At 45.3% G+C, this 14,034-nt stretch carries 13 protein-coding genes and 1 pseudogene; 6 read left to right on the plus strand and 8 right to left on the minus strand.

Going from position 1 to position 14,034, the window contains the following annotated elements:
* Positions 1–115: 115 nt before the first annotated feature.
* From QUA70_RS09105 to QUA70_RS09115, 3 genes are all read right to left on the minus strand, one after another.
* Positions 116–1,180, minus strand: a complete 1,065-nt coding sequence (locus tag QUA70_RS09105; protein WP_333346409.1) for an aldo/keto reductase — start codon at positions 1,178–1,180, stop codon at positions 116–118.
* A gap of 165 nt (positions 1,181–1,345) precedes the next feature.
* On the minus strand, positions 1,346–2,182 hold the full coding sequence (locus QUA70_RS09110; protein WP_333346407.1) for an MBL fold metallo-hydrolase: 837 nt from the start codon (positions 2,180–2,182) through the stop codon (positions 1,346–1,348).
* A gap of 219 nt (positions 2,183–2,401) precedes the next feature.
* The gene (locus QUA70_RS09115; protein ID WP_333410380.1) at positions 2,402–3,172 is read right to left on the minus strand and encodes an SDR family NAD(P)-dependent oxidoreductase; all 771 of its coding nucleotides are present in this window, start codon (positions 3,170–3,172) and stop codon (positions 2,402–2,404) included.
* A 986-nt stretch (positions 3,173–4,158) separates the two neighbouring features.
* Here QUA70_RS09115 and QUA70_RS09120 point away from each other — a divergent pair.
* Together QUA70_RS09120 and QUA70_RS09125 are read left to right on the plus strand one after the other, a co-directional pair.
* Complete coding sequence (locus tag QUA70_RS09120; protein WP_333045160.1) at positions 4,159–4,473, plus strand: RNA-binding protein; 315 nt, start codon at positions 4,159–4,161, stop codon at positions 4,471–4,473.
* Positions 4,474–4,882: 409 nt separating this feature from the next.
* Positions 4,883–5,494, plus strand: a complete 612-nt coding sequence (locus QUA70_RS09125; RefSeq protein ID WP_333045161.1) for a hypothetical protein — start codon at positions 4,883–4,885, stop codon at positions 5,492–5,494.
* A 115-nt stretch (positions 5,495–5,609) separates the two neighbouring features.
* Here the strand turns inward: QUA70_RS09125 and egtD are convergent, their stop codons facing one another.
* The 3 genes from egtD to egtC form a co-directional block, all read right to left on the minus strand.
* The gene (gene egtD / locus QUA70_RS09130; RefSeq protein WP_333332210.1) at positions 5,610–6,656 is read right to left on the minus strand and encodes an L-histidine N(alpha)-methyltransferase; all 1,047 of its coding nucleotides are present in this window, start codon (positions 6,654–6,656) and stop codon (positions 5,610–5,612) included.
* 380 nt (positions 6,657–7,036) lie between these two features.
* Positions 7,037–8,308, minus strand: a complete 1,272-nt coding sequence (gene egtB / locus QUA70_RS09135; protein ID WP_333332212.1) for an ergothioneine biosynthesis protein EgtB — start codon at positions 8,306–8,308, stop codon at positions 7,037–7,039.
* Entirely contained in the window at positions 8,280–9,068 is a 789-nt protein-coding gene (gene egtC / locus QUA70_RS09140) for an ergothioneine biosynthesis protein EgtC (RefSeq protein ID WP_333346402.1), read from the minus strand. Before egtC ends, egtB begins: the two co-directional genes overlap by 29 nt.
* 161 nt (positions 9,069–9,229) lie before the next feature.
* Here egtC and QUA70_RS09145 point away from each other — a divergent pair, with 161 nt between their 5' ends.
* On the plus strand, positions 9,230–9,448 hold the full coding sequence (locus QUA70_RS09145) for a hypothetical protein (protein WP_333332217.1): 219 nt from the start codon (positions 9,230–9,232) through the stop codon (positions 9,446–9,448).
* A 74-nt stretch (positions 9,449–9,522) separates the two neighbouring features.
* Here the strand turns inward: QUA70_RS09145 and QUA70_RS09150 are convergent.
* Positions 9,523–9,693: pseudogene (locus QUA70_RS09150) on the minus strand (transposase); the annotation flags it as partial.
* Positions 9,694–9,755: 62 nt separating this feature from the next.
* Between QUA70_RS09150 and QUA70_RS28575 the strand changes: the two are divergent.
* From QUA70_RS28575 to QUA70_RS09160, 3 genes are all read left to right on the plus strand, one after another.
* Positions 9,756–9,815, plus strand: coding sequence for a helix-turn-helix domain-containing protein (locus tag QUA70_RS28575; protein ID WP_445251623.1), 60 nt, complete (start codon positions 9,756–9,758; stop codon positions 9,813–9,815).
* A gap of 834 nt (positions 9,816–10,649) precedes the next feature.
* Complete coding sequence (locus tag QUA70_RS09155; protein WP_333346399.1) at positions 10,650–12,227, plus strand: methyl-accepting chemotaxis protein; 1,578 nt, start codon at positions 10,650–10,652, stop codon at positions 12,225–12,227.
* A 637-nt stretch (positions 12,228–12,864) separates the two neighbouring features.
* Positions 12,865–13,152, plus strand: coding sequence for an RNA-binding protein (locus QUA70_RS09160; RefSeq protein ID WP_333346397.1), 288 nt, complete (start codon positions 12,865–12,867; stop codon positions 13,150–13,152).
* A 269-nt stretch (positions 13,153–13,421) separates the two neighbouring features.
* Here the strand turns inward: QUA70_RS09160 and QUA70_RS09165 are convergent, their stop codons facing one another.
* Positions 13,422–13,868 (minus strand): hypothetical protein, encoded by a 447-nt coding sequence (locus QUA70_RS09165; protein ID WP_333346394.1) that lies wholly within the window; start codon positions 13,866–13,868, stop codon positions 13,422–13,424.
* Positions 13,869–14,034 lie beyond the last annotated feature (166 nt).

Consider the following 14,034-nt stretch of genomic DNA (forward strand, 5'->3'; position numbering starts at 1 on the left):
CTAATTCCCACAACCCAAAAGAGCCGGAGACAACCTCTCCTCTAGCCTTGGTGGGTTATCTAAAGAAATAACTCTCCCCTCATCCTAGATTTGCTTAGGAATAATACAAAAGCGCTTACCCTAGCCACGATGGGTTCATGGCGGTACTATCAAATTGGTTAGTAGTTTTATACAGTTCGTATTGTCCTTTTGCCGCCGCCTCGCGAGTGCGATTCAGCATTGCAGCAACTTGTGCTTGATCCATCGGCTTAAACGTGCGAGCGGCCTCAAACGCTTGATCAAGGAGTTGCATACTATCAATGCCAGTAATCACCACTGAAGTAGGCAGATTCATCGCATAGTGAAGACATTCGATCGGGCTTATTGTATTACTTCTAAGGACGTAGGGGTCGCCCATAGATTTCATCCCCAATACACCTATTTGGTTCTTCACCAGCACCGGCAGAACTTGTTGCTCAAAACTTCTAAAATGAGCGTCCATCACGTTCAGGGGCATCTGTACCGCGTCAAAACGGAAATTGTTTTGAGCGGCAATTTCCATCACTCGCAGGTGAACCAAAGGGTCTTTGTGCCCTGTAAACCCGATGTAGCGAATCTTGCCCGCCTTCTGCGCTTCCACTACCGCCTCCATAGCCCCGCCGGGAGCAAAAATGCGATCGGGGTCTTCCATCCGAATAAGTTCGTGATGCTGCATTAGGTCAATGCGATCCGTCTGCAAGGCCTTCAGTGACTCATCAATCTGCATCATCGCAGCGCCCTTGGTGCGGCCGTCAATTTTGGTCATCAGAAACACCTTTTGCCGGTAGCCATCCTTGAGCGCTGCACCCATCCAGCGGTGGCTGCGTCCGTTGTGATAATCCCAGGAATTGTCCATGAAATTGATGCCACGGTCGATCGCACTGCGAATGAGCTTAATACTTTCTTGCTCCTCTCGAAGCCGTCCGATATGGTGTCCCCCCAAGCCAATGGCAGACACTCGCTCTCCCGTGCGTCCCAGCGTCCTGTAACTCATCTCCCCGCTTTGGGTTTGACCTTGGGCAACTTCATTTTTAACATCTACTTGAGTCAGTTCATCTTGAGCTAACACGGGTTTGAAAAACCCTTCTGAAGCTGCCATTCCTGCTGCAACCAAACCCGAAGCAGAGGTTACCTTTAACAACTTGCGTCTGCTGATATTCATAAATGCCTCCTCCAAAAAAACTACTAGGACTCACTCACCGCTTCGCTGCACTAAAGAGTTTTGAGTTGTGAATTTAAGATGTTTCAAAATCCACAGCGCAGTCCGGCTGCAACTTCCCCAACTCCCTACTTTGCCTAATCAATACTAAGGATGAATTTTCTAGTTTTAAGAGCTACTAGACCCGTCAACGAAGGCTTTTAACTCAATAGCATCGTGACTGCAAAACAGGCGCACATCTTTACCATGCTGCACCGATAATGCGTGCAGCCGGCCTTGATTGAGCAACCTAGCCTTGCGATCGACCTCCATCATCCATTGGTAGGCGCGCAAACCGGGTGTGCAGCGTCGGTTAGCGGCATCCATCTCGTCTCGGTAGAAATAGGCATCGCCTGCGTGCAGGAGCCAGCCATCGGGTGTATCAATGGCAATGCCAGCATGACCGCGCGTGTGCCCCACCAACGGGATTAGCAAAATTTCCGGCGGCAACCCGTCGAGGTCGCGGACTGCTTCAAAACCGAACCAAGGTTCGCCACCCGCCGAATAGTATTTCCATCGTTTGACTTCATCCCACTGCCCCGGACGATAGCGCCTTTTTGTGATGAAACCGTGCCGATCCTGTGCCGCATCGATTTCAGCCTGCATGACGTGTACCGTGGCTTCAGGGAAATCCTCTAGACCACCGGCATGATCGAAATCGAGGTGGGTGAGTACAATATGGCGCACATCGCTTGGTGAAAATCCGAGCTGTTCAATTTGATGGATCGCCGTGTACTTGCGATCGAACTGGATGTTATTAAAATGGACGAAAAACGGGCTGAGCCGGGAGTAAGGGGACTGGATATCCCGGAGTCCGAAGCCGGTATCAATCAGAACCAGTCCCTGATTCGTTTCAACGAGCAGACAGTGGCAGACGAGGTGAGCCGTCAAACCACGACTGAAGCCATCGAAAAGCGCCCCACCAATGGGACACATACAGCCACAATTGAGATGATGAATTTGCATAAATATTCTGTATTACATTACTTAGGCTATAACCATTTATTCCTCAGTTCGCATTTAATGCCTATGCTGCATAATGGCATCGATGAACGCCTGATAAAACTGTGCTAAATCGCCAATACTGAAAGAAGTAAACACGCTTTTATCGGCTGCAATCTTGCCATTATCTGCGATATTTACTTTCTTTAAATCTGCACATAAGAATAGTAAGACGGGCGGAAATTATTGGTTAGCAGATCCCGGTTTAGTAAGTTGACTGTGCAGTTCGGCAGTGACGGTATCAGGCAAAACTTTGCTCGCGTTGGCGAGAATCTTTGTTTTGAGTGAACCTGCAATGATGTTGTCCTGACCGGCCATCAAGGCTTCAAATCCCTGCTTGGCAACCTCGGCTGGATCATCTTTCTTGTCTGCGCCCGCCTTCGTGTCATCCATTCCCGCCCGGTGGAAGAAGTTAGTATCGGTTGGGCCGGGCATCAGCGAGGTGACAGTTACACCTGTATCTTTTAACTCATTGCGGAGTCCCTCCGAAAACGAGTGGATGAAGGCTTTGGATGCTGCATAGACTGCCTCGAATGGCCCCGGCATTAGGGCGGCAATCGACGAAGTGAATAGAATCCGTCCCTGGCCGCGATCGACCATATCCTTAACTACCCGTTTAGCCAAATGCACAGAGGAGACAACGTTGAGGTTAATCAGATTTAGTTCGTCCTTCAAGTCTGTCTCGCGGGCAAAGTCGCCCCCGACGCCGACACCGGCATTAATTGCGATCGCCTCCACTGGCCGATTAGTCGCTTTTATCTGGTTGTAGAGCGTCTCAACACCGTCGTAGGTAGCGAGGTCTGCCTGCACTGTCTCGACAGTGGCACCGAGCCCCTCAAAGGCTTGAGCCGCTTCCTTGATGCTCGATCCGGTGGCGGTGACTAGGAGATCGAATCCGTTTTGAGCGAACTGTTTGGCGAGTTCGTAACCAATACCGTTAGAGGCACCGGTCACCACAGCCAAGGGCCGGGTCAACGAACTGTTTATAACCATTTAAAATCCTCTGTAACTGCTTTACGCTCGTTTGTCTAGGCTTGCTTCTTTCTGTACCAGACAATCTTTGTGTACTGTGGGCTTTCAACTTTTACAATGCTAGGGAGGCATGAGTGCGATCGCATCTTTCCCAGGGCATAAGCTTTTAGGTATTTAAATACGGTATAGGTATAATCGAAAACAAACTTCATGTAATTAGTGTAAAAATGACAGCATAGAATCATCTTAGAAAAAGAGCAAATAGAGAAACTACACAAAGCCTTAAAAAACAAATAAAATGGAAATATTATAGAAATAATTATGATTATATAGCAATCCTTGCAGGAGTCGTAAAATTTTTACCCCACCCCAACCCTCCCCGAACTCGCTCTGAGTCCGTAAGAAATTCACAAATGATGCGAGGATTGCTATATATGTATAAAAGGCGCGTAGATATGGCTAATAACTCTTTTGATAATTATTGGGGAACCGTCATTCTCTGGCGCTAAATCGGATGCGATGAGAGACGGGAGATGGAAGAGGGAAGATTGACTCGGAAGATTAATCCTGGGCTAAAAACATTTATCTCTGGTGGAACGGGCAGGAGAGTTGTCTAGGGAGAACAGTGCCAGATGTCATTTATAACTGAATCTCAGGCGCTGTTCTCAATCAGACCCAATCAACCTGGTAGCAGCGACGAAAAATCTCAGATATCAGGTCGATCGCGCAGCAAGAAACCAAGTGGATCACGGCAAGAGCGTAAGATGTCAGTTATCAGGAATACTTTCTGTTGGCCATTGCCCGACGGCACCGAAAATTGAAAATTATGACAGCCAATTGCTGATTCTGCTGGCTTCATGTTATAGTGGTTTTCCAAGAATTAAATTCGGTGGCGTAGTTTGTTGGTGTTTATTTACAAGCGTCTCTCCGAATCTAAGTCTCTGCACCCTAATGATTCTGGAGATTTTATGTCGATTTACGTGGGTAATCTTTCATATGAGGTAACATCAGACGACCTCAACGAAGTATTTGCCGAGTACGGTACTGTAAGCCGCGTCCAAGTGCCAATGGACCGGGAAACAGGCAGGATGCGAGGTTTTGCTTTTGTGGAAATGGCAAGCGAGGCAGAAGAAGCAGCAGCCATCGCAGCTCTAGACGGTGCTGAGTGGATGGGCCGTGACTTGAAAGTCAACAAAGCCAAACCTCGCGAAGACAACAAACGCCCCTCGGGCGGTGGCGGCGGCTGGGGCGACAAAGATCGCTCTTCACGCGGACGCTACTAAGCTTTGAGACTGAAAATTTGAGTTGTGGTAGTTGACGGCAGGTGCGAATGCTGCTTTTTTTTCGGGTTGTTCGATCGACCCATCAAATAAAACTCCCAAACCTCTAAATCAGTTTTGCCCCCTCGAAGGAGGGGGCTTTGTTTTTGGCGAAAAATCCCGCCCGGTACGTCTGCGGTGCATTTCCCCGTCTACTTCGTGATTCGGTATCCTCTTAACTGCTTTTTTTAAGAGGCTGTCGGGATTTCTCGGCTCCGCTCCTGTAAACTATCAAACTAGAATTAAGCACGAAGAAAAGTTAGAATAACGGCAAAACTAAATATTGCCCTGAACAACCAAACTATCTTTACCGAAGATTAGTTGAGAAAACCAGCCGAATATCAGCCAATATCTTGATTTTGCCTGAATAAAGATGTCCAAGGTCTACAGCACGGCGGAACTCATTAAAATCCTCGAAGAAGAGCGCCAAGCCTGCTTGTATGGGCGGCGCCTCAACTTGACTGAAACTCCTGCTACAGGCAACCCCGTGATTGACCGCTTTCTCAAATCTGAGGGCGTACAGAAGTTCACTGCTTATCAAAATTTTAAGGCAGCCGTACACGAATACCAGCGGGAACATCAAGTTTCTGGGATTGTCTGGCGGGAAATTGCGGTTAAAGGCAATACTCTACGCTATCCGGCAGTGGATGACGAATTAATAGCTCTACCGGTTGATTTGATTACGTTGAAGGCAGCTAAGATTGCTATGTTGGAATTCTGGCAGCAGGTAACTGCCGGGATGGATTTGTATTTAAGTGTTAACAGCGGAAAGGATTTTCGATCGATCGAGCCGGTTGATGTAGAGGCTATAGCCCAGCGCACAGAATGGGCTAGTCTCTGGAAGTGGGAAAAGTTGGATTTTCTAGAAATTTTGTTGCAGTTGGGCTGGGGGAAGCCGGAGGAAGCTTATTATAAGAGGGGATGGCCGACCTCGGGCAGTGAGTACATTCACGCCGTAAAACCCGGACAGCGGCCGATTTGTTAATTGGGAATTGGCAATTGGTAACAGGATAAGCTGAATTCAGAACCATCGAAAACACAGAAGAAATTGAGGACACGGCGCCGTGCCGTGTCCTGAGTGTGGGTAATATCTGAAGAACTCATTTATTAACTTCTGACATCTGACAAAGCATCAAGCCAAACCACTGATTTGGATCTGTCCAAACCTGCACAGGCTTTAAACCACGCTGCGAAAGTTCTTTTTTTACAGTATTGAGATTAAACTTGCGCGATATTTCGCTGCGGATAGTTTCTCCCGCTGCAAATTCAACCGTTAAATTGAGAGCGCGCAACTGCACTGTTTGCGCTTTTTTACTTTTTAAGTGCATTTCAATTTGACATTCCTCTTGATTGTAAAAAGCCCAATGCTCAAACTGCGCCAAATCAAAATTTCCCTCATACCTCCGATTTAAATGCCGCAGCATATTCAAGTTAAATGCCGCTGTTACTCCTTGACTGTCATCGTAGGCAGGCTCTAAAATATCCTTAGATTTGTCCAAGTCAATTCCCAGCAAAAAATACTCTCCCGGCTGCAATGCACCGACAATTTGCGAGAAGAACAAATCGCATTCTTGAGCGTTGAGATTACCGAGGGTACTGCCTAGAAAGCAAATCATTCGGGTTGGCAACGGCGACGGTGCAATTTTAGCTAAGGCTAATTCGTAAGTGCTGACAAGTCCGTGAATCTGGAGCGACGGATAATCGGCTAACAGTTGACAAGCGCTGCTTTCTAGGATAGTAGGACTGATGTCGATCGGCAAATAGTGCAGCGGATATTCCCGTTGACTGTAAGCATCGAGGAGAAGCCGAGTTTTGGTGGAACTGCCGCTGCCGAGTTCCACAATTTCGCAGGGGCCCGTTAAATTTGCGATCGCCCCCGCGCACCCCTGCAAAATCGCCGTCTCAGTGCGTGTCAGGTAGTATTCCGGCAACTGGCAAATCAACTCGAACAGGTTTGATCCGCGATCGTCGTAGAAATACTTTGGAGGCAGGGATTTGGGGTTTTGAGTCAACCCGCTAACTGCATCGCTACCAGCATTGATTTCTGCGGGTGTCAGTGCCGCAGCGCTTACCAGTCGCTCTAAGTGCAGCCGGTTTTCCTTCGTTAAGGCTGAGTTGGTTGTGTCGGACAGTCTTGGGGATTTCATAGAGTAATTTTTAGATGCACATATCGGTATAGCACGCAGTTGCGTTGCCAAATATCGCGCTCAAGTCAGATTTTTCATGCCGATCTCGGTTCTGTATTTTCTCACGCGAGGGCGATCGCATCCACAATTAAAACTTAAATTTTATACACAAAATTTATTAAAGAATTAACAAAACTTGTTTTACTTGAGCTTGTTACATAAAAAAAAGTTGGGCATTTCACAAACAAATTTTGTCTCCAATTCCCTCTCCAGCCATTTATCTGATGGTCGTCAAATAAGCTTTCTAATACAAGTATTAAGGAATTTGTTCATCTGAAAAGTCCGATGAATAAATTCCTCACTATGAACAAACTTGATGGTAATTATAATTACCTAGCCAACTACTTAGCGCAGCGAAAACCAGCAATAATTTGCCGCACGCCCGGATAGTACCAATTCCGAAAACTCGATCGCAGTGCCTGCGGAAAAGTCGCCCAACTCCCCCCTTTCAAAACCCGGTGTTCTCCATCAAAATAAACTTGAGAATATCCCCTGTAAGGATAACTTTCAAATCCCGGATAGGCGTCAAAGGTTGAAGCAGTCCACTCCCAAACATTCCCCAACATATCATAGCAGCCGATCGCGCTTGCTCCTTTGGGAAAGGCATCAACTGGTGAGGTATTGGCAATATTATTGCCGTGATTGCACAGGCTGCCGTTTGGCGGTTCTTCTCCCCAAGGATAGATGCGATATGTTTGATTTGTGGCATCCCAACTCGCCGCTTTTTCCCATTCTGCTTCCGATGGCAAACGCTTGCCGATAAAGTTGCAGTAAGCTTCGGCTTCGTACCAACTCACGCCGCAGACTGGATGGTTGTGGAAAGCTGGATTTTCTGACCAGTAAAGCGGTCGAGAGACGGCTTCGCCTTGTAGCCATTTCCAGCCGTCCGCTGACCACCAATCAGGGTTTTGATAGCCACCGGATTCCATGAAATTTCCGTATTGACCGCAAGTGACGGGATAGCGATCGATCGAGTATGCTTCTAAATAACACAGGTGGCGCGATCGCTCATTATCTAAAGCCTCAGCAGCATCGCTTCCCATGTAAAATTCCCCGCCCGGAATTTCAATCGCCGGGGAATCCGTAATTTGTAATTGGTAATCTGCAATTGGTAATCGGGAATTGGAAATTAATCTTCCTTCCTCATTCCCTCTTTTTTCTTCCTTCTTCCTTTGCATTTGCAACACGAAAGCAACAGTTTCGCAGTGCTGGCTTTCGTGCTGAATAATAAACCGCCAGAGACGTTCTTGCTCGTCGATCGGCGCGACTTCCAAATAATCTAACACCTTTTTTCTCACCGCGTCCAGATATAATTCAACTTCAGGTAACGCGGGCAGAAAAACCCGTTGTTTTTTCGGCAAAATATCAGCAGCAAACAGTTTGTGATACTGAGGAAAGACAGGTTCCAAGCCAGCACATCGTTGCAACAGCCACAAATCCTCAGTATAAGCAATGTGACCTAAGTGCCAGCCAACAGGACTGAAATCAGGATGAGCTTGACGGCAAAAAGTATCATAATCGATGTCTGCAAATAGCTTGAAAGTGCCGCGGCGACACTGCTGCAAATCGCGATAAATTGCCTCTCTACAAGATTGGATAGATTTCGATATCACGCTCTACTCCGGTACTGATAATGCTCTGGACTGGGCACTCGTGCCAATTGCCAGCAAATAAAGGTTCAGAAGCAATGAAGACAGAATTCGGGAAATTTAAATCGTCTCGCAGCCAATAGAGGGAAGGAGGGGCTTTTTGGGAAGCAAAGCGAGAGGCAACGAGCTGGTGTCCGTCGCTGATAATTATATTAGCTGAAAATTCTACTTGGTGAAAGTTTGCTAGCTCTGCCACAGTTTTGAGCGTGTTTTGCAAAGCAGCTTCTAGGGTCACATTGGCGGCTGTCAATTCATTGACAAACAAACCGAAGATATGCTCTGAATCTGTAGTACCGTTAATTGATTGATAAAGCGTATCGCTGAGTCGATCGCGAATTGGTCTATAAAGAGTTTGCCGAAAATTCTTCACGAAGCCGTTGTGTACGAACAGCAGGCGATCGTTCTGAAACGGCTGACAGTTGCTCAAATCTACAGGTTGTCCTGAAGTTGCACTGCGAACATATCCGATCGCGCATCCAGATTCAACGTATCGACTGATACTCGGAAGGTTAACGTCGCTCCAAATTGGCTGTACATTTTTATAAGTAAACGGGTCAGTATCTAGGTGCGGGTGATACCAACCAATACCAAAACCGTCAGCATTGAGTAGGCCAGAAGTCATTTCGCGGGGATCGTAACTCTGCACAATTAAGGAATGTTCCGGCTTGTACAGAATAGCATCAAGTAAAATCGGCTCCCCGAGGTAGCCAAGCAAACGGCACATAAAATTTTTTCAGCAATTTGATTAGCATTGTAAGTCATTAGCCGAAAAATTGCCCGATCGCCCATCTTCAGCGCTGGAAGGTTTTTTGTAGGTCGCTGCCAGCATCGCAGTACAAACGGTACAGTTAAGGTAGAACCCCTGCAACACAAGGAGACTCTTGAATGTTCCTCGACGAACTCATCCCAATGGCCCAAGAATTGATCCAACAGCCGATCGCCTTCACTGGTGGATTTTTTTCTGGCCTGCTTCGACTCAACCTTCACGAAGATCCCGTTAAAAGCTGGATCGACGAGCAAGCTGGTTCAACCTCCTACACTACTCCCCCAGCCGAACCCACCAACGGTAAAAGCACGGGGCCTCAGTCAATCTCGATCGACTAAGGAAAAGCAGTAACATCCTCCCAACGCCAAACTGATTAAAGTTATCAGAGATTTTGGTTTAAAATCCCGTCCTTTTAGGACGGCTTTTCTTGATTCTGGATATATCGTTTCAGAACTTCCAAGGGCCCGTCGCCAATAGAAGCTACAAAATAATTAGGACTCCCTAGAGCATCCTTCCCATAAGCTTTTGGGTATCCAGCTTGCCCATACCGCCTACTGGATACCCCTTTTAACGCATTTACCATAGCAATGAAAGCCCGCTATGAGTAAAGATTTTACCCCACACACCAACAGCGACTAAGCTGAGCTGCGGTTGTTTGGCTGCGTGAGGGTTGTTTGGAATGATGCGCTGGCGTTCTTTCTGTAAGTTTTCCGAACGAGTGCCATGGTATAACAAACTGTCTGGTATGCTTACCCTACGTCAAAGAAAACAGAAGCTAGGTAATGGTTAAAAGATGTTTCCTCAGTTCCGTTACAGCAATCGCTCAGGCATTTATACATACCATATCGAAATTTTTTTAACTCTCGCACTGGCTAACATAAAGGGAAGAACTTGGGTAAGAAAAAATTTGATAAAAAGACTAATAATTAATCTCCGGAGTTTACTTTCAGCCGTTTTTTCGCTATCAGGCGAGTATGTTTATTTTTCTCAAATAGGCAACCTCAAGTCTGTTTTGTCTAGGGAGTTACCCTCGGAGCTTAGCTCTGTAACTGTCATTCAAAACTGTGCTAACATGTATTTTTTGGTTTGATTTTTTAAATAAAAATTGAGATAATTTAGTTGATTAGTCAATCTGATTTTTTTAATTTTGACCGTTATGAATTAGTCAGCAATATGATACCTCATCTGTCTGATAATGGCTATATCTTTGAACTCCGAACTTAATTATAATCCTATCAGTTTTTCTAGTTAGCGTGGGCAGGCTTGGTTTGTGTAATTACAGGTTTTAACCTATAAAATAAAGAGGTTAATCAAACTGAATTCAGCAGGATGACAACCAAAGAGCTACCCTGACTACGTCATCACCCAACATCTATAGCCATTCTCAGGAACAGGATGTAATCAGCAATTAATTACTACTTGTCAAACGTAAAACGTAAAATGTCAACCTGTACCTCGTGTAGGTGATAAAAATTATACTATACAATATGTATTCATGACTCCCGCGAGGCTCACGGTAGTAAAAGGAAAAAAATTATTATGTTGAGAAACCTGAATTTACAAACCAGACTGATCAGTGCATTTCTGATGATGGGACTTTTAGTATTTTTAGTTGCCTGGGTAGGATGGAGTTCAACTTCTAATCTCAGTCAACACATAGAGACTCTCGGTAAAAATAAATTACCGAGTATTGAAGCATTATTGAAAATTAACGAGGGACAAACCCAAATTGAGTCATCAGAGAGAGCGCTAATTAATTCGGCACTCAATCAAGCAGAAAGGCAAGAAGCATTAAACAGAATGGACAAGGCTTGGCAGCAGATTAAAGAGGGATTTAAAGCATACGAAGTCCTTCCTCGTACCTCGGATGAAGACGCACTATATAAACAAATGCTGAAGTATTGGGAGGAGTGGCAGCAGGAAGATCAAGAACTCCTGCGAATTAATCAAGAATTTGAGACAGTGGGAATTTTGAATCCTTTGGGCTTGCAGCTAAACCTAATTAATCAAGGTAAAAGTAATTCGCCAGAAATGGCAAGAGCCAAGACAGCTAGTAACCTTTTGAATAAACTTAGTCAGCAATCCAAGGTGATTCGCCTGAAATTTATAACTTCAGAAAAAGCAACTTTAGCAGTGGTTGCATCCAACAGAAAGCAAGCCGATGAAGCTTATAAAACGGCATACAATGATAGTAACAAAACTCAAGTAGCTGTATTGTTGGGGATGACTATTGGGCCGCTAACAGCGATTAGTTTAGGCATAGCTTTAAGCATAGCGATCGCCAAACCTTTAGATAAGGCACTGAAAGGTATTATTAATATGATTGTCAGTTCTTCTACCGAGATCGCTGCGACAATTGAGCAACAGGAACGTATTGCTGTACAACAAGCTGCTTCTGTTAATCAAACAACTACCACAATGGATGAATTGGGCGCATCATCGAGGCAATCAGCTATGCAAGCCGAGTCAGCCCTTGAGAATGCCAGTAATGTCTTAAACCTGGCAGCAGAAGGCAGTAAAGTGGTGCATAAAACCCAGGAGGGAATGTTGAGTTTGACGGAAAAAGTCGGAGCTATCGCCGAGCAAGTTTTACATTTGAGCCAGCAAACCAATCAGATTGCTAATATTACCAATTTAGTCAGCGATTTGGCTAATCAAACTAATATGCTGGCAATTAACGCTACAGTGGAAGCAGTACGCAGCGGAGAACAAGGAAAGGGGTTTGGGGTGGTGGCGAGAGAAATTCGCAGACTCGCCGATCAAAGCAAGACATCTTCCGATCAGATTAATGAGTTGGTAAACGATATTAAGAATGCGATTAATAAAACAGTGATGGTAACAGATGAGGGCAAAAAAACTTTAGATAATAGCCTAAAATTGACTGAAGGTACGGCAGATAATTTTAACAAGGTTGCTAATGCTATTAACAGTGTTGTTGTCAGCAGTCAGCAAATTTATCTGAATACCAAACAGCAGGCGATCGCTATTGAGCAAGTGGTAGATGCGATGAATGTTCTGAATAAAGGAGCAACGGAAACCGCCAGCGGTATTACCCAAAGTCGAATTGGCACTCAAACCCTTAACAAAGCGGCTTTAAATCTCACATCTTTAGTTTAAGTGAGAAAAGTAATATCCTAAACTGGGATGAAGGAGATGGGGAGAAAATTTTCCCAATTCCCCATTTCCCATTTCCAATTCCCAATTTGGTCAAAGTATTGAAGGTGAGATATCCCCGTCTATGAAAGGGCTGGGGAGATGTCAAGTATGTTTCCTCAAATGGCTATGTAGATGTGTATAGCAATTTTCAAGCGAGTGAAGTAGAAATTTAGATTTTAGATTAAAGAATTGAATAAGTAGGGAATTGGTAATTAACTGGGAAGTACCTCACGAAAGTTGAGAACTGCTATATCAACGATCGTAGCTGAGAGCAACTTGATATATTATACCTTGTTACTCGCTTTGTTTCCGAAGATGCTTGGTGATGCGTCGCCCACCCATCACTGAACTGATATGATTAAAATCAAGTATTGTTTAGGGGTGGGATTCCTCACCGCCCCTAAATTCATCTACTCACTCGAAGGGAGAGTAAGGAGATGAATTTTGATCCAGCTAACTATTGCAGCTAGTACAAAGAGTTTGTCAGTGTGGCAAACCCTTTTAGTCAGATTCGATTGCCCAGTTGTATGCTAGATAGCACTTGACAGTTAAATTAACAGGTTATTATGTATAGCACAACAAGTTCAGTTCGATCGACATGACTATCTACATTGGAAATCTGTCTTACCGCGCCACCGAAGAAGACCTGAAAGCAGTATTTGCAGAACACGGCACAGTCAAGCGAGTTGTCTTGCCTACCGACAGGGAAACCGGTCGGATGCGCGGTTTTGCATTTGTTGAGATGATGGAGGATACCCAAGAAGACGCTGCAATTGCCGAATTAGACGGTGCAGAGTGGATGGGACGCCCCTTGCGAGTGAACAAAGCTAAACCGAAAGAAGAGGGAAATCGAGGCGCAGGCATCAAGAGAAACGACGGATATTAGTCTGTGATGCGGCGGTTGACATCCTCTCGAAACCCACCTGATGCAGCAGTATGCCACTAGCGCCGAATTGCAAGCAGCAGTTGATTTTGGGGATGAAATGTCAAATCCGCTGCACAAAAATATCGATTCTTTGTGGGCTGCACTTGATTCATGACTTTTTGAGAAAGACAGAATTTATACACGCTAGTCTAGAAACCCAATTTCTGCCGCGATACCTCGCTGCTAACAGCAAAATTTATCAGGAGAAACCGGGTTGATGAGCGTTAGTCTTAGAAAGAGTAAACTCGCCCTTTTTCATCAATATAAACTGAGCGGTCTTGCGTAGTGCGGGGATCTGATCGGGTGATGCGAATCGTCAAAATGTTTGTCTGCGAGTCAACGTTATAGTCGTATTTCAAAGTTGCGTTTCCTCCTGTGGTATTAATCGGAATATTGGCAATGTCGCCGGTGCGATTGCTGATCCGAACAATGATGTTTTTGCTGGCTCCGACGGGCAAGGATGACAAGCTGGCACCTGATTGACCGTATTCTAGGTTTAATCCCGTTTCATTTAACAGTCTGAGGGTAATGTTGCGAGTATTGTCAACCTGCGCTTGAGGTTGCCAAAATCCGGGTTTTGTCCCGCCGTCAGTTGCAGGTTGAGATAATGCTGGATGGGGATGCAGACAGCCGAGGGCGGCAAGTATTGCTGCGGTTGCAATAATTTTTGATTTCACTGTTTGTACCTCCGGGTCAAGAGTTGGTGATATTTCTATCCTAGCTTTAAAATCGGAGATTTTGATAGCGGAAGGAAAAAGAAGGAAGAAGGAAGAAGGAAGAAGGAAGAAGGAAGAAGGAAGAAGCAATAAAAACAAGGGTTTCACCAATTACAAATGTCCTCAC

The organism is Microcoleus sp. LAD1_D5 (assembly GCF_036702115.1).
GTDB lineage: Bacteria > Cyanobacteriota > Cyanobacteriia > Cyanobacteriales > Microcoleaceae > Microcoleus.

What these genes read in the sequence shown, in the direction of transcription:
- QUA70_RS09105 (WP_333346409.1), bottom strand. Translation starts at nt 1,180, where the DNA reads ATGAATATCAGCAGACGCAAGTTGTTAAAGGTAACCTCTGCTTCGGGT.
- QUA70_RS09110 (WP_333346407.1), bottom strand. Translation starts at nt 2,182, where the DNA reads ATGCAAATTCATCATCTCAATTGTGGCTGTATGTGTCCCATTGGTGGG.
- QUA70_RS09120 (WP_333045160.1), top strand. Translation starts at nt 4,159, where the DNA reads ATGTCGATTTACGTGGGTAATCTTTCATATGAGGTAACATCAGACGAC.
- QUA70_RS09125 (WP_333045161.1), top strand. Translation starts at nt 4,883, where the DNA reads ATGTCCAAGGTCTACAGCACGGCGGAACTCATTAAAATCCTCGAAGAA.
- egtD (WP_333332210.1), bottom strand. Translation starts at nt 6,656, where the DNA reads ATGAAATCCCCAAGACTGTCCGACACAACCAACTCAGCCTTAACGAAG.
- egtC (WP_333346402.1), bottom strand. Translation starts at nt 9,068, where the DNA reads ATGTGCCGTTTGCTTGGCTACCTCGGGGAGCCGATTTTACTTGATGCT.
- QUA70_RS09145 (WP_333332217.1), top strand. Translation starts at nt 9,230, where the DNA reads ATGTTCCTCGACGAACTCATCCCAATGGCCCAAGAATTGATCCAACAG.
- QUA70_RS09155 (WP_333346399.1), top strand. Translation starts at nt 10,650, where the DNA reads ATGTTGAGAAACCTGAATTTACAAACCAGACTGATCAGTGCATTTCTG.
- QUA70_RS09160 (WP_333346397.1), top strand. Translation starts at nt 12,865, where the DNA reads ATGACTATCTACATTGGAAATCTGTCTTACCGCGCCACCGAAGAAGAC.